The organism is Mycolicibacterium boenickei (assembly GCF_010731295.1).
Lineage (GTDB): Bacteria > Actinomycetota > Actinomycetes > Mycobacteriales > Mycobacteriaceae > Mycobacterium > Mycobacterium boenickei.
This window is the reverse complement of sequence record NZ_AP022579.1, coordinates 376125-393132: the sequence shown is the minus strand read 5'-3', so window position 1 is coordinate 393132 and position 17008 is coordinate 376125. Positions and strand designations below refer to the sequence as shown.

Here is a 17008-nt window from a genome sequence, read left to right as displayed (position 1 = left end):
ATGGCCGGACTGCTCGAGAACAAGGTTGTCGTCATCAGCGGTGTCGGGCCCGGGCTCGGGACGACGCTGGCCCGCCGATGTGCGGAGAACGGCGCCGACCTCGTGTTGGCCGCCCGCACGGTGGAGCGGCTCGAGGACGTGGCCAAAGAGGTGACGGCTCTGGGCCGTCGTGCGCTCGCGGTGGGCACCGACATCACCGACGAGGAGCAGGTCGCCAACGTGGTGGCTCGCACGATGGAGGAGTACGGCAAGGCAGACGTGTTGATCAACAACGCGTTCCGGGTGCCGTCCATGAAGCCGTTCGCGAACACCACCTTTGATCACATGCGGGACGCGATCGAGCTGACCGTGTTCGGCGCACTGCGCATGACCCAGGGCTTCACCCCCGCCCTGGAAGCAGTCAAAGGCTCAGTGGTGAATGTCAATTCGATGGTCGTCCGACACTCGCAGGCCAAGTACGGCGCCTACAAGATGGCCAAGTCGGCCCTGCTGTCCATGTCGCAGACCCTCGCCACCGAACTGGGGGAGAAGGGCATCCGGGTCAACTCGGTGCTGCCCGGCTACATCTGGGGTGAAACCCTGGAGGGGTACTTCAACCATCAGGCGCAGAAGTACGGCACCACCGTGGAACAGATCTACAACGCGTCAGCGGCTGGGTCCGATCTCAAGCGGCTGCCGACCGAGGATGAGGTGGCCTCGGCGATCCTGTTCATGGCCAGTGATCTGTCCAGCGGGATCACCGGTCAGGCCCTTGATGTGAACTGCGGAGAATACAAGGCATGACGCGAAGGCGACGACGAGTGAGGATCGCAGCGAGGTACGAGCGAGGACCGGAGCGAGAAGGAGTCGAGCCATGACCCCGCGCACCAATGTGGGCACGGTCGAGGACCTGCACGCCTCGGCGGTAAAGGCCTGCGGTCTGGAAGATTTCGGCACGGACGACGACAACTACCTGGAAGCGCTCGGGGTGCTGCTGGAGTCCTACCAGCGTGACGCCGACCTGACCGAGCTCGGCAGCAAGATGCAGCGGTTCTTCACCCGCAACGCGCTGGTGGCGCGCCTCGTCTCGGAAGCCGCGTTCAAGCAGTACCCGCAGCACGTCGACGTGCCGATCGAGCGGCCGATCTTCGTCACCGGGCTGCCGCGCACCGGGACCACGGTGATCCACCGGCTCCTGACGGCGGACCCGATGCACCAGGGTCTTGAGATGTGGCTTGCGGAGTTCCCGCAGCCGCGGCCGCCGCGGGAAACCTGGCCCGACAACCCGGTTTTCAGTGCGCTCGATGCCCGGTTCAAGCAGGCGCACGAGGAGAACCCGGATTACACGGGCCTGCATTACATGACCGCGGACGAGGTCGAGGAATGCTGGCAGCTGCTGCGTCAGTCGTTGCACTCGGTGTCCTACGAGACCCTGGCGCACGTCCCGACCTACTCGAAGTGGCTGGCCCGTCAGGACTGGACCAAGTCCTACCGGCGGCATCGCAAGAACCTGCAGCTGATCGGCCTGAACGAGCCCGAAAAGCGTTGGGTCCTCAAGAACCCCAGTCATCTGTTCGCGTTGGACGCACTGTTCAAGGTGTACCCCGACGCGCTCGTGGTCCAGTGCCACCGGCCTGCCGAGACCATCATGGCCTCGATGTGCTCGCTGTCGCAGCACACGACCGCCGGCTGGTCCAACACGTTCACCGGGAATGTCATCGGCGAAGACGCCATGGAGACCTGGTCGCGTGGGCTGGAGTTGTTCAATGCCGAACGGGCCAAGCATGATCCGGCCCAGTTCTGCGACGTGGACTATTTCGAGTTCATCAAGGACCCGATCGGTGCGGTCGAGGGCATCTACCGCACGTTCGGACTGGACTTCACCGACGCCGCCCGCCAGGCGATGGTCGACAGTCACACCGCCAGCCAGCAGGGACCGCGAGCGCCGAAGCACACCTACTCACTGGCGGACTACGGTTTGACCTCCGAGGCGGTCCAGGAGCGGTTCAAGGGGCTGTAGTCCCTGGTTTCATGTGACTTGTGCACGATTTTCCGCTGCAGCCGCGGAAAATCGTGCACAAATCGCTCGAGGGGACAGTCAGCCGTCGCCGGGGGAGGGCGCCGAGGACACCTCTTCCAGGCACCCCTCGGCCACCGCGTGTTTGATGCTGTCGGTCAGCCGCGGGCAGGATCGGGCCCGGGCTGGATCTCCGCCGTTGGAGCGGATCTCGGAGAAAGTCGCGCAGCGCTGCACGGCCTCGGAAGACCACTGCACCGAAGTATGTTCCGCGCTCAGCTTTTTCACCTGCACGGCCACATGGCAGAACCGGCAGTCCACCGACACCAGGCCCGAGGTCAGGTAGCGCTCGCGGTCGCGTGCGCTGGCCTCGCGGACCGCCGCGGCGCGCTCCGGATCGGACGCGAAACTCGGTGCCTTGGCCCATGATCCGCCCGCCGAGTTCTCGCCGCCGGCGGCATGGTGATCGTCGTCGTCATGCGCGCCGTGCAGCAGCAGCATCGAGCGGGCCAGGTCCTCGACGTCGGGGGCCTGGCTCCGCTCGTTGCGTGTCGTCATCAGCTTGACTGCGCGGTTTCTTTCTCGGCCGCCTTCTGCTCGGCCTGGACCTTCAGGTTCTCCTCGACCTCCACATGCCACTTCTCGTTGGCTGCGGTGGTGTCGATCTCCATCTCGAAGCGGTCGGTCATGTCGGGCGTGATGTCGGCGACGTCGACGTAGAACTGCTGGTACCAGCGGCGCATCTGGTAGACGGCGCCGTCCTCCTCGACCAGCAACGGGTTGTCGATGCGGGTCTTGTGCTTCCAGATCTCGACGTCCTGCAGGAAGCCCTGGCTGACGCCGTCGGTCATCGCGTTGGCCAGCTTCTGGGTGGTCTTCTCGTCCATGCCCTTTGGCTTTTCGACGATGACGCCCCACTGCAACATGAACGAGTCCTGGCTCACCGGGTAGTGGCAGTTGATCAGGATCGACTCGGCCTTGTAACCGCTGTAGTTGTTGTGCAGCCAGTTGATCATGAAGGACGGGCCGAAGTAGGAGGCTTCGGAATCCAGGTGCGACTCGCCGTACTGGGTGCCCATGCCGCCGATGTCCTGACGGCCGACGTTGTGCAGGTACTGCGAGGCGATGTGGCCCTCGAAGACGTTCTTGAAGTACGTCGGCAGGCCGAAGTGAATGTAGAAGAAGTGCGCCATGTCGGTGACGTTGTCGATGATCTCGCGGCAGTTGCTGCCCTCGATCAGCATCGAGTTCCACTGCCACTCGGTCCACTCGTCGCTGGCGGCTTCGGGGATCTCGGGGATCTGGACCTCGGGCTGCGGGTCGTTGCCCTCGTGGTCGTGCCAGACGAACAGCAGGCCACCGCGCACGTCGGTGTGCCACGCCCGGGTGCGGGCCAGGCGCGGGGTGCGCTTGGCGTAAGGGACGAGCTTGCACTTGCCGTCACCGCCCCAGCGCCAGTCGTGGAACGGGCAGGCCACCTCGTCGCCCTTGATGGTGCCCTGCGACAGGTCGCCACCCATGTGCCGGCAGTAGCCGTCGAGGATCTTCAGGTCGCCCTTGGAATCGGCGAACACCACCAGCTTGGTGCCGAAGATCTCGACGGAGTGCGGCTGACCGTCAAGGAAGTTCTTGACCGGTCCCAGGCAGTGCCAACCCCGCGCGTAGCGGTCTGGCAGGGCGCCGGTGTCGATCTCTCTGATGCCGGCATGTTCGGTAGTCACGGTGGGCCTCCCGTATCGGTGCTCTTAACTAGAACACGTTACAGTTTTTTGAGCCCGGATGGCAATAATTCAGGCGTGACCTGCGGCATACCCGTCGTGAACGGCCTTTACTCCCGCTCCGGAAGTCCGATTCGCAGCGCAATCTGCTGCATCCGTCCGACACTGGCCACCGTCTGCGGTGACACCGGATCATCCGGGTTGCTGTCGAACTCGAGGCGCACCACGGCGCGTCCCTGGGTGTACATCAGCAGCGTCACGGCTTTCTTTCCGTCGGGCGCCGTCCCCGATATCACGGTGCCGTTCGTCCCCACCGGCACCGGCTCCGGTTGGCCTCCGGTGACCATGGTGCTCACCGCCGCAGACGCCTGCTTGAGCGTCGCCGTCGCGGTCGCCACATCCGGGTAGATCAGGATCGTGTCGGCGATCGCCCGAGTGTCGTCGGCGTTGACGAACAGCGCACTCGCCCCGGATTGACCATCGGGATTGACGTTGCTGGACCGGGCCGTGAACGTGTCCGGCGGAATGCTGACGTCCTCGGCCTGGAGCAGCAGGTGGCTGTAGTCGGATGCCTGCGACTTCGGCGATTTCGGCGCCGCGGACGATGACGGGGCGGACGGCGTGGCAACCCACGGCGTACTCGGTGCATCGCCGGTGGGGGAGCATGCGACCGCCGTGCCGACGATGGCCGCGGCAAGGCCTGTGGTGATCAAGAACCTGGGGTAATTGGTTGTCGTGAGCGACATAGTTACTGTTCAGGGTACGCGTCGCTGCGCCGGCGCCCGTTTCCTGCGGTATATGTGGACGATGCCGCTGTATTCGTTCGAGGGCCGGGCGCCCGTGGTCGACCCAAGCGCATTCGTCGCCCCGACGGCAACACTGATCGGCAACGTGACGGTCGAGGCCGGTGCGTCCGTGTGGTTCAACACCGTGTTGCGAGGTGACTTCGCCCCGATCGTCATCCGCGAGGGCGCCAACGTTCAGGACGGGTCGGTGCTGCACGCGCCACCGGGGATCCCGGTCGACATCGGCCCCGGTGCGACGGTCGCCCACATGTGTGTCGTGCACGGTGCGCACGTGGGGGAGGAGGCGCTGATCGCCAACCACTGCACGGTGCTCGACGGGGCGGTGATTGGCCGGCGCAGCCTGATCGCGGCGCATTCACTGGTGGTCGGGGGGACCAAGATTCCCGACGAGGTTCTGGTCACCGGTGCGCCCGCGAAGATCCGGGGACCCATCGCGGGCACCGGCGCGCAGACCTGGGTGCAGACCAATCCCGCGGCGTACCGCGAACTGGCCGAGCGTTACCTGACGGGCCTCGCCGAGATCTAGCTGTCGATCTTCTCGGCGCTCGCGCGGTCCACTTCCCAGTAGGCCCGCAAGGCCACCAGTTGCCCCGCATCGTTGGCCCGGTAGGTGAAGACACCCGGGGTGGTGATGCGGTGCCCGCCCATCGTCGTCACGATGCTGCCGACGTTGGCTTCCTCGGTGCCGCACTGGTACGTGTCGACGAACTTGAACTCGAGGTTGTCAGTCGGGGCGATGGCCTTGTCCCAGAATGCCGCGATGGCTTCCTTGCCCCGGTGCCCGTTGCCCTCCGGATCGAAGAACGACGGCCCGATGGGATCCTGCACGATCGCGTCGTCGGCGAAATTGGCCAGCCAGGCCTGCTTGTCCCGGGCCGCCACGGCGTCCCGGGATCGCTTGCCCGCCAGATGCGCTGGGTGTTCGGGATTGGTGATGGCCATGTCAGTCCTGCCAGCCGGAGTGGATATAGGTGTCGGCGAACCGCTTGAGCGAATCCTGCTTCTTCTCCAGGGGAGCGTCGAAGCCGAGTCCCTCGAGCATCCAGGGGATGACGATGTTGTCGGTGATGCCTGCCTCGGCCAGCTCGCGATGGCCGTCGAGGTCGAACTTGTCGATGCACACCGACTGGAACTCGAACGGCTCATCGGCACGGCCGTATTCGGCCCGCAGCTTGTTGATGGCCGTCACGGTCTCGGCCAGCTGCGCGCACGTCATCATCGCGCTGGTCCAGCCGTCACCCACCCGGGCGGCCCGCTTGAGGGCAACCGGGGTGTGCCCGCCCACGTAGAACGGGACGGGCTGCGACGGGGCCGGGCTCATCTGCAGGCGCTCGAAATCGTAGAACTCGCCGTGGAACTCGACCATGCCGCCGCCGAGCACGAGCTTGAGCACCTCGATCATCTCGTCGACGCGGGCGCCGCGCTTGGCGAACGGGACCCCGCACCACTCGAACTCCTCAGGTGCCCAGCCGATTCCGACGCCGAAGCCGAATCGGTTGTTGGTCAGGTTGGCCACCGAGCCGACCTGCCGGGCCAGCAGCAGCGGATTACGCGACCCGAGCTTCATGACGTTGGTGTAGAACCGCAGCGTCGAGGTCGCCGCCCCCATCGAGGCCGCCGCGATCAGCGGATCGACCCACGGGGTCTCGGCATTCCACATCCGCGAACCGTCCGGGGTGTACGGATAGTCCGCGGCCTGCTTCTCCATGTAGAACAGCGAGTCGGGCAGCGCGATCGAATCGAACCCGACTTCCTCTGCGGTGCGGGCCAACCCGGTCAGATGCTCGAGCGGGCCCATTGCCACGCTGAGCGTGTACTTCATGCGGGTCATGAGGCCGGCTTGTCCGCAGGTTTATCCGATGACACCACCCACATCGAGTAGTACTGCGCGCCACCGCCGTAGGCATGACCGAGTGCCTTGCGGGCGCCCTCGACCTGGTGGTCGCCGGCCTTGCCCATCACCTGGATCGCCGATTCGGCGAACCGGATCATGCCCGAGGCGCCGATCGGGTTGCTCGACAGCACACCGCCGGAGGCGTTGAACGGGATCTTCCCGCCGATGGCCGTCTCGCCGGCTTCGGTGAGCTTCCAGCCCTCGCCCTCGGCGGCAAAACCGAGGTTCTCCAACCACATCGGCTCGAACCACGAGAACGGCACGTACACCTCGGCCACGTCGATCTCGTCGATCGGGCTGGTGATGCCGGCATCGCGCCACAGCGCGGCCGCGGCGTCGCGACCGGCCTGCGGGTTGACCTGGTCACGGCCGGAGTAGGCCAGCGGTTCGGTACGCAGGGCGGTGGCGTGGATCCACGCGACCGGATGCCCCTCGGCGACGCGAGTGTCCGCGGCTTCCTCGTTGCCGATCACCATGGCCGCGGCACCGTCGGAGGACGGGCAGGTCTCGTCGAACCGGATCGGGTCCCACAGCATCTGCGAGGCCATCACCTTCTCCAGGGTGATGTCGGGCTGATGCAGGTGCGCCAGCGGGTTCTTGGCGCCGTTGAGCCGGTCCTTGACCGCCACCATCGCACCGATGTGGTCCGGTGCGCCCGAGCGCCGGATGTAGGCGCGCACGTGGGGCGCGAAGTATCCACCCGCACCCGCGCCCACCGGCTTGGTGAACGGCACCGGAATGCTCAACGCCCACATGGCGTTCGACTCCGACTGCTTCTCCCAGGCCATGGTCAGCACCCGGCGGTACTTGCCGGACTTGACCAGGCTGGCGGCCACGATCGCGGTCGAGCCGCCCACCGAACCGGCGGTGTGGACGCGGATCAGCGGCTTGTTGGTGGCGCCGGTGGCGTCGGCCATGAACAGCTCGGGCATCATCACGCCCTCGAAGAAGTCCGGCGCCTTGCCGACCACGACGGCATCGATATCGGCCATGGTGGAACCGGAATCGGCGAGCGCCTTGTCGATGGCCTCGCGCACCAGGCCGTTCATCGACACGTCGTGACGCTTGGCCACGTACTTGGTCTGGCCCGTTCCGAGGACCGCTGCTTTGTTAGCCATTAGTTCTTGCCCTCCAGGACCGCGACCAGATTCTGTTGCAGCGCAGCGCCGCTGGTGGCGTGCGCCAGCACGCGCCCGGCGGATCCGTCGAAGATGTGCTGCGCGGCGAAGCCGATGCGTTCCAGACCGGCCGAGAACATCGGGTTGGCGGCCAACGCGCCGCCCGACGGATTGACCTTCGTGTTCTCGCCCAGCCCGATCGCCTCGGTGAGGATCAGCTGCTGGTGGGTGAACGGGGCGTAGATCTCGGCCACCTCGATCGAGCTCACGTCACCGCCCGTGGCGGCTTGCGCCGAGGCAGCGGTGGAGGTCGAGACGGTCAGATCGCGGGCACCGAGCACCGGGGTCTCGATGCGGTGCTCGAAACCGGTGATCCAGGCCGGGTTTTCGCGAAGTTCACGCGCCCGGTCGCCGGCAGCCAGGACGATGGCCGATGCGCCGTCGGTGATCGGGGCGATGTCGTGGCGGCGCAGCGGATCGGCGAAGAACGGGCGGTCCAGCAGCTCGGCGACGCTCGAAGCGGACTCGACGGAGTCGACCCGACCACCCGCGGCGAACGAATCCAGGGCCACCTGGGCCATCTGCTCAGCGGTCCACTTACCGGCATTCAGCCCGAAGCGGGCCTGAAGTCCGGCCAGCGACACCGCATCCGGCCACAGCGGCGCGACGGTGTACGGATCGGTCTGAAGGGCCAGCACCCGACGGAGGACTCCGGCCGAGGACTTGCCGAAGCCGTAGACCAGCGCGGTCTCCACCTCGCCGGTCAGGATCTTGATGTAGGCCTCGTACAGCGCCCAGGCGGCGTCCATCTCGACGTGCGATTCGTTGATCGGCGGCACCGCGCCGATCGAGTCGATCGCCGAGATGAACGAGAAGGCCCGGCCGGCAAGGTAATCGGAAGAGCCGGAGCACCAGAAGCCGATGTCGGTCTGCTGCAGGCCGAGCTCTTCATACAGGCTGGCGAAACACGGCATCAGCATCTCGACGCCGTTGGTGGTGCCATCAGTGCGGCGCACATGCGGGGCATGTGCAAAACCGACGACAGCGACATCACGAAGAGTCATGTGAGGTTTCCCTTTACAGGTGGTGCTTGTAGCTGTCGTAGTCGGCGTCGGGCTCACCCGTCGGCCGGAAGTGCGAGATGTTGTCGATGCCGAGGCCCCATTCCTCCTGGGGCTTCCACACCGCTTCCACGCGCATGCCCATCCGTACCTCGGACGCGTCGATATCGGTCACCAGATGCAGGAACGGGATGTCGGCACCGTCGAGCAGCACGTAGGCCGCGACGTACGGCGGCTTGATGCGCTGGCCGGCGAACGGGATGTTGATGATCGCGAACGTGGTGACCGTGCCCTTGTCGACCAGCTCGACGAACTGGTCGAGCTCCTTGCCGGTGGCCGGATCGGCTTCCTTGGGTGGGAAGTACACCTTGCCGGTGTCTCCGGTGCGTGCGCCCAGCAGTTTGCCGTCGCGCAGACCCCGGAGGTACGTGCTCTCCGGCTGAGAAGCCGTGTGTCGGATCTCGATGGCCGAGGGCACCACGAGCATGGTCACCGGGTCGCGATCATCGCTGACCGCCGGGACGTCCTCAGCGGTCTCGCCGGGGACGAAGTACGCGATGTCGGTGATCGCGCCGACCGGCTCGTCGACCCAGTGGACACGTACCCGGGCGCCGGTGCTCAGTTCGCCTTCCTTGGCGTCCACGGCATGCAGCAGCGGAGTGTCGGCGCCGTCGAGCTTGATCAACGCCCAGGCGAACGGCCGGTCCAGCGGCTGGCCCTCGAGGGGCTCTGGCTGCCAGGTCCAGGACACGACGGTCCCCACGCTGGATACGGGCACGACCTCGGTCAGGGCCTCGTAGGTGACCGGGTCATACTCAGCGGGTGGCACGTGCACGCGTCCGTCAGACCCGCGCACGCCGACGATCCGGCGCTCGCGCAGGGCAGTGAAGAACTGACTGAGCAGTGGACCAACTGAACGGGTGTAGTCAAACGACAGTTTCAGTGGCGCGGAAAGTGGCGGCTCACGGTGATCTGTCGAGGCCGGGCGGCTTTGGCTGGCTGTCACACATCGAGTAGAACAGGTTCTAACAATCGTGGCAAGGACACGTGGGAAGGCAATCTAAATGAAGCTGGGTCTGCAACTCGGATACTGGGGCGCGCAGCCGCCCACCAACCACGCCGAACTCGTGGCCGCGGCCGAGGCGGAGGGCTTCGACACCGTGTTCACCGCAGAGGCCTGGGGCTCGGACGCCTACACCCCGCTGGCCTGGTGGGGCCGCGAAACCACCCGCATGCGCCTGGGCACCTCGGTGATCCAGATGTCCGCCCGTACCCCGACCGCGTGCGCGATGGCCGCACTGACGCTGGATCACCTCTCTGGCGGCCGCCACATCCTCGGTCTCGGGGTGTCCGGGCCGCAGGTGGTCGAGGGCTGGTACGGCGCGAAATTTCCCAAGCCGCTGGCCCGCACCCGCGAGTACATCGACATCCTGCGTCAGGTCTGGGCGCGCGAGGCTCCGGTGCACAGCGCCGGCCCGCACTACCCGCTGCCGGTGACCGGCGAGGGCACCACGGGCCTGGGCAAGAACCTCAAGCCGATAACTCATCCGCTGCGTGCCGACATCCCGGTGATGCTCGGTGCCGAGGGCCCCAAGAACGTCGCGTTGGCCGCCGAGATCGCCGACGGCTGGCTGCCGATCTTCTACTCGCCGCGCATTGCAGGCATGTACAACGAGTGGCTGGACGAGGGCTTCGCCCGCCCGGGCGCCCGGCATACGCGGGAGACGTTCGAGATCTGCGCGACCGCACAGGTGGTGGTGACCGACGACCGGCCCGCGATCATGGAGCTGATGAAGCCGCACCTGGCGCTGTACATGGGCGGTATGGGGTCTGAGGACACCAACTTCCACGCCGAGGTCTACCGCCGGATGGGCTACGCCGAGGTCGTCGACGATGTCACCAAGCTGTTCCGCAGCGATCGCAAAGACGAAGCCGCCAAGGTGATTCCCGACGAATTGGTCGATGACTCGGCGATCGTCGGTGACCTCGACTACGTCAAGGGGCAGATCAAGGCCTGGGAGGCCTCGGGCGTGACCATGATGGTCGTCGGCGCTCGCTCCGTAGAGCAGATCAAGGACCTCGCCGCCCTCGTGTAGGCCGGTTTTCAGCCGCGAGCAGACGCGCCGGTGCCCGTGAATGCGCGTTTTCGGGCACGTCCGCGTCTGTTCGTTCCCGATCAGTAGACACTTTGTTGCAACCTGTCTACTCAAGGTTCTAGATTCACTGGTGTGAGTGACGCCACTCCTGCCTCGCAGCACAATGTGCTCGGCACCGTGTTGACGATGCCGGTGCAGATCCGTACCGCCGTGCAACACATGGCGATGTTCTCGGTGGATGCCGATGCCGCGCAGCGCATGATCGACTACAGCGGTCTGCGCGTGTATCGGCACCGACCGCACCGCGCGATCGTCGTGTTGATGCTGATGCACTACATCGACGGCGACCTGGGCCCGTACCTGGAGTACGGCACCAACGTCATGGTGAACCGGCCCGGTGCGGAGGCCTCGGGCCTACGCGGTCTCGGCTCGGCGGGCGCCTTCGTGCACCACCTTCCGGTTGACGGTGAATTCACGCTGCAGGCCGGCAGGCAGATCTGGGGCTATCCGAAAGTCTTGGCGGACTTCACCGTTCGCGGTGCGGACAATGGGGCCGGGGTTCATGAGGGCAGCCCGTTCGGCTTCGAGGTGAACATCGACGGCCGGCTGGCCGTCGGGATGGATTTCAAGCCCGGCCTGCCGGTGCCGTCGGCGTTCACCGCCAAGCCTCAGGTGCAGTCCACTTTCTCCTACCTCGACGGCGTGCTGCGCGAAACCGAAGGCCAGATGCGGCTTTCCGGCGTGCGCTACCGGCCGGGTGGGGTCCGAATCCGGCTCGGTGACCACCCGTACGCCGCAGAACTCGCGGCCCTGGGCCTGCCCAAACGGGCGTTGTTGTCCAGCTCGGTCCGCAATGTACAGATGACGTTTGCTGACGCCAAGGAGATTTCGTGACCCAAGTACTGTCCAAGCCCGACGTTGATTTCACCAACGGCAACTTCTATGCCGACGGTGGTGCGCGGGAGGCCTACCGCTGGATGCGGGCCAACCAGCCGGTGTTCCGGGACCGCAACGGACTGGCGGCCGCCACCACTTACGCGGCCGTGATCGACGCCGAACGTAACCCCGAACTGTTCTCCAACGCCGGTGGCATCCGTCCCGATCAGCCGGGCATGCCCTACATGATCGACATGGACGACCCGGCACATGTGTTGCGCCGCAAGCTGGTCAACTCGGGCTTCACGCGCAAGCGGGTGATGGACAAGGTGCCGTCGATCGTGAACCTGTGCGACACCCTGATCGACGCGGTGTGTGAACGCGGGGAATGCGACTTCGTCCGCGACATCGCCGCGCCGCTGCCGATGGCGGTGATCGGCGACATGCTCGGCGTGCTGCCCACCGAGCGCGAGATGCTGCTGAAGTGGTCGGACGACTTGGTCTGCGGGCTGAGTTCGCATCTCGACGAGACGGCCATCAACATGCTGATGGAGACGTTCGCCGCCTATACCGCGTTCACCATGGAGGTGATCGCCAAGCGGCGCGCCGAGCCGACCGACGATCTTTTCTCGATCCTGGTGAACGCCGAGGTCGAGGGGCAGCGGATGAGCGATGACGAGATCGTCATGGAGACCCTGCTGATCCTGATCGGCGGCGATGAGACCACACGCCACACGCTGTCCGGCGGTACCGATCAGCTCTTGCGTCACCGTGACCAGTGGGAACGTCTGGTAGCCGACCAGTCCCTGCTGCCCGGCGCCATCGAGGAGACGCTGCGCTGGACCTCGCCGGTGAAGAACATGTGCCGGACCCTGACGGCCGATACGACCTTCCATGGCACCGACCTGAAGGCCGGCGAGAAGATCATGCTGATGTTCGAATCTGCCAACTTCGACGAAGCAGTCTTCGAGAACCCCGACGAGTTCCGGATCGACCGGAACCCCAACAGCCACTTGGCTTTCGGCTTCGGGACGCACTTCTGCCTCGGAAACCAGCTGGCCCGCCTGGAGCTGCGGCTCATGCTCGAGCGGCTGCTCACCCGGCTGCCCGATCTGCGGTTGGCCGACGACAAGGCGTTGCCGCTGCGTCCGGCCAACTTCGTCAGCGGGCCCGAGGCCATGCCGGTCGTCTTCACCCCCACGGCGCCGCTGGGCGCCTAGCCCGCCACTCGTGGCGCCTGTGTATTCCTATGTCCTAGTTAAGTGTTCGCTGTGCAAGCGCCTCACAGGTTTCGCATAGTGAATCTAATTAGATAATCTCGCAATATCGGGGGATATGACGCGACGATTTGAGGAGTGCACGAGATGGCACGACATTTAACTGGGCGAAGAGTGTTGAGCGGAGCCGTGCTGGGTGGGGCGCTGTTGGCCGGAGCCATCGGAATGGCGGGCCAGGCCAGTGCGGCACCGATGCAGGGTACGGCGCCGGCGAGCCTGCAGGTTGGCGGACCGGCCCCGTTGTCTTCGATGCCCGCTCCGCCGTTGCGGCCGTGGGGCCCGCCGCCCCCGCCGCCGCCACCACCGTTCTGGGGACCACCGCCGCCACCCCCGCCACCGTTCTGGGGACCACCCCCGCCGCCGCCACCGTTCTGGGGGCCGCCACCTCCGCCGCCGGGGCACTGGGGTCCGCCGCCACCCGGACATTGGCGCTGAGAGCCTGAAAAATGAGGCCCTGCTCGAAACGTCGAGCAGGGCCTCAGTTTTGCCTCGAGGGGCAGGAACTACTTCATCTGGAACTTGGGCGCGCGCTTCTCCTTGAAGGCCAGCGGGCCTTCCTTGGCGTCCTGGGACAGGAACACCGGGATGCCGTTGGCGGTGTCGGGCTTGAACGCCTCGTTCTCGTGCATGCCCTCGGTCTCGCGGATGGTCTTGAGGATGGCCTGCACCGCGAGCGGGCCGTTGTTGTTGATCACCTCGGCGATCTCGAGTGCCTTCTCCAATGCGGTGCCGTCCGGGACGACGTGACCGATCAGGCCGTACTCGAGCGCCTGGGCGGCAGTGATGTGTCGCCCGGTCAGCAGCATGTCGCATGCGATCGTGTACGGAATCTGGCGCACGAGACGCACTGCCGAACCGCCCATCGGATACAGGCTCCACTTGGCCTCGGAGATGCCGAACTTGGCGCTCTCGCCGGCGACGCGGATGTCGGTGCCCTGCAGGATCTCGGTGCCGCCGGCGATGGCCGGGCCCTCGACCGCGGCGATCAACGGCTTGGTCAGGCGTCGGCCCTTGAGTAGACCGTCGATGCGCGACGGGTCGTAGCTGCCGTCCTTGAACGAATCGCCCGGCGGCTTCTTGGTGGCGCCCTTGAGGTCCATGCCCGCGCAGAAGTACCCGCCGGCACCGGTCAGGATGCAGGTGCGGATCTCCGGATCGTTGTCGACGCGGTCCCAGGCCTCGACCATGATCGAGAGCATCTCGGTCGAAAGCGCGTTGCGCGCCTCGGGCCGGTTCAGCGTCAGGATCAAGGTGTGTCCGCGCTGCTCAATGAGGGCGTCGGGCCCTTTTTCGGTATCGCTCACGGGTGCCAGCTCCTATGCAATTTCAACCCAGACTTGTCTCGAAATGTAACACGTTCTAGTTTAGGTTCTGTGGCCCTGAATATTGCCGATCTTGCCGAGCACGCCATCGACGCTGTGCCTGACCGTGTCGCGCTGATTTGTGGCGACGAACAGCTGACCTATGCGCAGTTGGAGGAGAAGGCCAACCGCCTGGCCCACTATCTGATCTCACAAGGCGTCAAGAAGGACGACAAGGTCGGCCTGTATTGCCGCAACCGCATCGAGATCGTGATCGGGATGCTGGGCATCGTGAAGGCCGGCGCGATCCTGGTCAACGTCAACTTCCGTTACGTCGAGGGTGAGCTGAAGTACCTGTTCGAGAACTCGGACATGGTCGCGCTCATCCACGAGCGCCGTTACTCCGACCGGGTGGCCAACGTGCTGCCCGAGACACCGTTGGTCAAGACCGTCCTGGTCGTGGAGGACGGCTCCGATGATGATTACCAGCGCTACGGCGGCGTCGAGTTCTACTCGGCCATCGCCGACAGCTCTCCCGAGCGTGACTTCGGCCCGCGCAGCGCCGACGACATCTACCTGCTCTACACCGGTGGCACCACCGGATTCCCCAAGGGCGTCATGTGGCGTCACGAGGACATCTACCGAGTGCTGTTCGGCGGCACCGACTTCGCCACCGGCGAGCCCGTCGCCGACGAGTACGACCTGTCCAAGCAGGCCGCCGCCAACCCGCCGATGATCCGGCTGCCCATCCCGCCGATGATTCACGGCGCGACGCAGTCGGCCACCTGGATGGCCTTGTTCACCGGCCACACCGTGGTGCTGATGCCGGAGTTCGACGCCGATGCGGCGTGGCGGATGATCCACGAGCACAAGGTGAATCTGCTGTTCTTCACCGGCGACGCGATGGCCCGGCCGCTGCTCGATGCGCTGCTGGCCCATCAGGACGCGGGCAACGAATACGACCTGTCGAGCCTGTTCCTGCTCGCCAGCACCGCTGCGCTGTTCTCCACGAGCCTCAAGGAGAAGTTCCTCGAGCTGCTGCCCAACCGGATCATCACCGACTCGATCGGCTCGTCGGAGACCGGCTTCGGCGGCACCAGCATCGTCGCCAAGGGCCAGAGCCACACCGGTGGCCCGCGCGTCACCATCGACAAGACCACCAAGGTGCTCGACGAGAACGGCAACGAAGTGGTTCCGGGCTCGGGTGTGCGCGGCATCATCGCCAAGTGCGGCCACATCCCGGTCGGGTACTTCAAGGACGAGAAGAAGACCGCCGAGACCTTCCGCACCTACAACGGGATTCGTTACGCCATCCCGGGTGACTACGCCGAGGTCGAGGCCGACGGCAGCGTGACCATGCTCGGCCGCGGTTCGGTGTCGATCAACAGCGGTGGAGAGAAGATCTACCCCGAAGAGGTCGAGGCCGCGCTCAAGGGACACCCCGACGTCTTCGACGCGCTGGTGGTCGGTGTGCCCGACGAGCGCTTCGGCCAGCACGTCGCTGCTGTCGTGCAGCCGCGTGAGGGTGCGCGCCCGACGCTGGCCGATCTGGATGCGTTCGTGCGCAACGAGATCGCCGGTTACAAGGTGCCGCGCAGCCTCTGGCTGGTCGACGAGGTCAAGCGCTCGCCCGCGGGCAAGCCCGACTACCGGTGGGCCAAGGACCAGACCGAGGAGCGCGCGGCCGACGAGGTGCACGCGAATCACGTGGGAGCCAAGCGATGAAGACCGATCTGTGCGAGAAGTTCGGGATCGAATACCCGATCTTCGTATTCACCCCGTCGGAGAAGGTGGCCGCTGCGGTCAGCAAGGCCGGCGGTCTGGGCGTGCTGGGCTGTGTGCGGTTCAATGACGCCGACGACCTCGAAGAGGTTCTGCAGTGGATGGACGCCAACACCGGCGGTAAGCCCTACGGCGTCGACGTGGTGATGCCGGCCAAGATCCCGACCGAGGGCACGGCCGTCGACATCAACAAGCTGATCCCGCAGAGCCACCGCGACTTCGTCGCGAAAACCCTTGCCGACCTTGGTGTTCCGCCGCTGCCGGAGGACGAGGAGCGCAACGAGGGGGTGTTGGGCTGGCTGCACTCGGTGGCCCGCAGCCACGTCGAGGTCGCGCTCAAGCACCCGATCAAGCTGATCGCCAACGCGCTGGGTTCACCGCCCAACGACGTCATCGAGCAGGCGCACGCCGCGGGGGTCCCGGTGGCGGCTCTGGCCGGAAGCGCCAAGCACGCACTGCGCCACGTCGAGAACGGCGTGGACATCGTCGTCGCTCAGGGGCACGAGGCCGGTGGACACACCGGTGAGATCGGCTCGATGGTGCTGTGGCCGGAAATCGTCGACGCACTGGACGGTAAGGCCCCGGTGCTGGCCGCAGGCGGTATCGGTACCGGCAAGCAGGTCGCGGCCGCGCTGGCGCTCGGCGCTTCGGGTGTGTGGATGGGCTCGGCGTTCCTGACCGCGGTCGAGTACGACCTGGGGCACCGGCTGCCCGGCGGTACCTCCACGATCCAGGAGGCGCTGCTCAAGGCGACCACCGCGGATACCGTGCGCCGCAAGATCTACACCGGTAAGCCGGCCCGACTGCTCAAGACCAAGTGGACCGACGCCTGGGACGCCCCGGACGCACCGGAACCGCTGCCGATGCCGCTGCAGAACATCCTGGTCAGCGAGGCCCATCAGCGGATGAACGAGTCGGACAACCCCGACACCGTGTCCATGCCGGTCGGACAGATCGTGGGCCGGATGAACGAGATCCGCCCCGTCGCCGACATCATCGGTGAGTTGGTCAGCGGTTTCGAGGCCGCCACGAAGCGACTGGACGGTATCGCCGAGAGCTGAGTCTCGACTTCGAGCTCCATTG

Annotated in this window: 18 protein-coding genes; 9 read left to right on the top strand and 9 right to left on the bottom strand. The window is 65.8% G+C overall.

All coding sequences use genetic code 11. From position 1 onward, the window contains the following. Both G6N57_RS01905 and G6N57_RS01900 read left to right on the top strand, forming a co-directional pair. The gene (locus tag G6N57_RS01905; protein ID WP_077742593.1) at positions 1 to 783 is read left to right on the top strand and encodes an SDR family oxidoreductase; all 783 of its coding nucleotides are present in this window, start codon (positions 1 to 3) and stop codon (positions 781 to 783) included. A 70-nt stretch (positions 784 to 853) separates the two neighbouring features. Continuing rightward, positions 854 to 1999, top strand: a complete 1146-nt coding sequence (locus G6N57_RS01900) for a sulfotransferase family protein (RefSeq protein ID WP_077742592.1) — start codon at positions 854 to 856, stop codon at positions 1997 to 1999. Between the two features lie 78 nt (positions 2000 to 2077). On the opposite strand, the gene G6N57_RS01895 is transcribed toward G6N57_RS01900, so the two are convergent. From G6N57_RS01895 to G6N57_RS01885, 3 genes are all read right to left on the bottom strand, one after another. Next, on the bottom strand, positions 2078 to 2554 hold the full coding sequence (locus G6N57_RS01895) for a hypothetical protein (protein WP_077742591.1): 477 nt from the start codon (positions 2552 to 2554) through the stop codon (positions 2078 to 2080). Next, positions 2554 to 3717: a 3-ketosteroid-9-alpha-monooxygenase, oxygenase component gene (locus tag G6N57_RS01890; RefSeq protein WP_077742590.1), complete on the bottom strand. Its 1164-nt coding sequence runs from the start codon at positions 3715 to 3717 to the stop codon at positions 2554 to 2556. The genes G6N57_RS01895 and G6N57_RS01890 overlap by 1 nt, the downstream gene beginning before the upstream one ends. Positions 3718 to 3824: 107 nt before the next feature. Further along, the gene (locus G6N57_RS01885; RefSeq protein ID WP_077742589.1) at positions 3825 to 4460 is read right to left on the bottom strand and encodes a hypothetical protein; all 636 of its coding nucleotides are present in this window, start codon (positions 4458 to 4460) and stop codon (positions 3825 to 3827) included. Between the two features lie 61 nt (positions 4461 to 4521). Here G6N57_RS01885 and G6N57_RS01880 point away from each other — a divergent pair, with 61 nt between their 5' ends. Then, positions 4522 to 5046, top strand: a complete 525-nt coding sequence (locus tag G6N57_RS01880; RefSeq protein WP_077742687.1) for a gamma carbonic anhydrase family protein — start codon at positions 4522 to 4524, stop codon at positions 5044 to 5046. Here G6N57_RS01880 and G6N57_RS01875 read toward each other — a convergent pair. Genes G6N57_RS01875 through G6N57_RS01855 form a run of 5 tightly spaced genes read right to left on the bottom strand, consistent with a single transcriptional unit; the run spans position 5043 to position 9599 of the window. After that, positions 5043 to 5462, bottom strand: coding sequence for a nuclear transport factor 2 family protein (locus tag G6N57_RS01875; protein ID WP_077742588.1), 420 nt, complete (start codon positions 5460 to 5462; stop codon positions 5043 to 5045). The genes G6N57_RS01880 and G6N57_RS01875 overlap by 4 nt on opposite strands. A 1-nt stretch (position 5463) precedes the next feature. Beyond that, positions 5464 to 6342 carry a TIGR03619 family F420-dependent LLM class oxidoreductase gene (locus tag G6N57_RS01870; protein WP_077742686.1) on the bottom strand — a complete coding sequence of 293 codons (879 nt, stop codon included), beginning with the start codon at positions 6340 to 6342 and terminating at the stop codon, positions 5464 to 5466. 5 nt (positions 6343 to 6347) lie between these two features. Then, positions 6348 to 7532 carry a thiolase family protein gene (locus G6N57_RS01865; RefSeq protein ID WP_077742587.1) on the bottom strand — a complete coding sequence of 395 codons (1185 nt, stop codon included), beginning with the start codon at positions 7530 to 7532 and terminating at the stop codon, positions 6348 to 6350. Further along, the gene (locus G6N57_RS01860; protein WP_077742586.1) at positions 7532 to 8596 is read right to left on the bottom strand and encodes a thiolase family protein; all 1065 of its coding nucleotides are present in this window, start codon (positions 8594 to 8596) and stop codon (positions 7532 to 7534) included. Before G6N57_RS01860 ends, G6N57_RS01865 begins: the two co-directional genes overlap by 1 nt. 13 nt (positions 8597 to 8609) lie before the next feature. Beyond that, entirely contained in the window at positions 8610 to 9599 is a 990-nt protein-coding gene (locus G6N57_RS01855) for a Zn-ribbon domain-containing OB-fold protein (protein WP_077742585.1), read from the bottom strand. A gap of 58 nt (positions 9600 to 9657) precedes the next feature. Between G6N57_RS01855 and G6N57_RS01850 the strand changes: the two genes are divergently transcribed. From G6N57_RS01850 to G6N57_RS31765, 4 genes are all read left to right on the top strand, one after another. Then, positions 9658 to 10689 carry an LLM class F420-dependent oxidoreductase gene (locus G6N57_RS01850; protein ID WP_077742584.1) on the top strand — a complete coding sequence of 344 codons (1032 nt, stop codon included), beginning with the start codon at positions 9658 to 9660 and terminating at the stop codon, positions 10687 to 10689. Positions 10690 to 10875: 186 nt separating this feature from the next. Beyond that, the gene (locus tag G6N57_RS01845; RefSeq protein WP_077742685.1) at positions 10876 to 11583 is read left to right on the top strand and encodes an acetoacetate decarboxylase family protein; all 708 of its coding nucleotides are present in this window, start codon (positions 10876 to 10878) and stop codon (positions 11581 to 11583) included. Beyond that, positions 11580 to 12785 (top strand): cytochrome P450, encoded by a 1206-nt coding sequence (locus G6N57_RS01840; RefSeq protein ID WP_077742583.1) that lies wholly within the window; start codon positions 11580 to 11582, stop codon positions 12783 to 12785. Before G6N57_RS01845 ends, G6N57_RS01840 begins: the two co-directional genes overlap by 4 nt. Before the next feature lie 329 nt (positions 12786 to 13114). Continuing rightward, the gene (locus tag G6N57_RS31765) at positions 13115 to 13285 is read left to right on the top strand and encodes a hypothetical protein (protein ID WP_163646581.1); all 171 of its coding nucleotides are present in this window, start codon (positions 13115 to 13117) and stop codon (positions 13283 to 13285) included. Positions 13286 to 13345: 60 nt separating this feature from the next. Here the strand turns inward: G6N57_RS31765 and G6N57_RS01830 are convergent, their stop codons facing one another. Next, positions 13346 to 14146 carry a crotonase/enoyl-CoA hydratase family protein gene (locus G6N57_RS01830; protein WP_019345119.1) on the bottom strand — a complete coding sequence of 267 codons (801 nt, stop codon included), beginning with the start codon at positions 14144 to 14146 and terminating at the stop codon, positions 13346 to 13348. A gap of 69 nt (positions 14147 to 14215) precedes the next feature. Between G6N57_RS01830 and G6N57_RS01825 the strand changes: the two genes are divergently transcribed. After that, on the top strand, positions 14216 to 15868 hold the full coding sequence (locus G6N57_RS01825; RefSeq protein ID WP_077742582.1) for a medium/long-chain-fatty-acid--CoA/3-oxocholest-4-en-26-oate--CoA ligase: 1653 nt from the start codon (positions 14216 to 14218) through the stop codon (positions 15866 to 15868). Next, positions 15865 to 16986 (top strand): NAD(P)H-dependent flavin oxidoreductase, encoded by a 1122-nt coding sequence (locus G6N57_RS01820; protein ID WP_077742581.1) that lies wholly within the window; start codon positions 15865 to 15867, stop codon positions 16984 to 16986. Before G6N57_RS01825 ends, G6N57_RS01820 begins: the two co-directional genes overlap by 4 nt. Positions 16987 to 17008 lie beyond the last annotated feature (22 nt).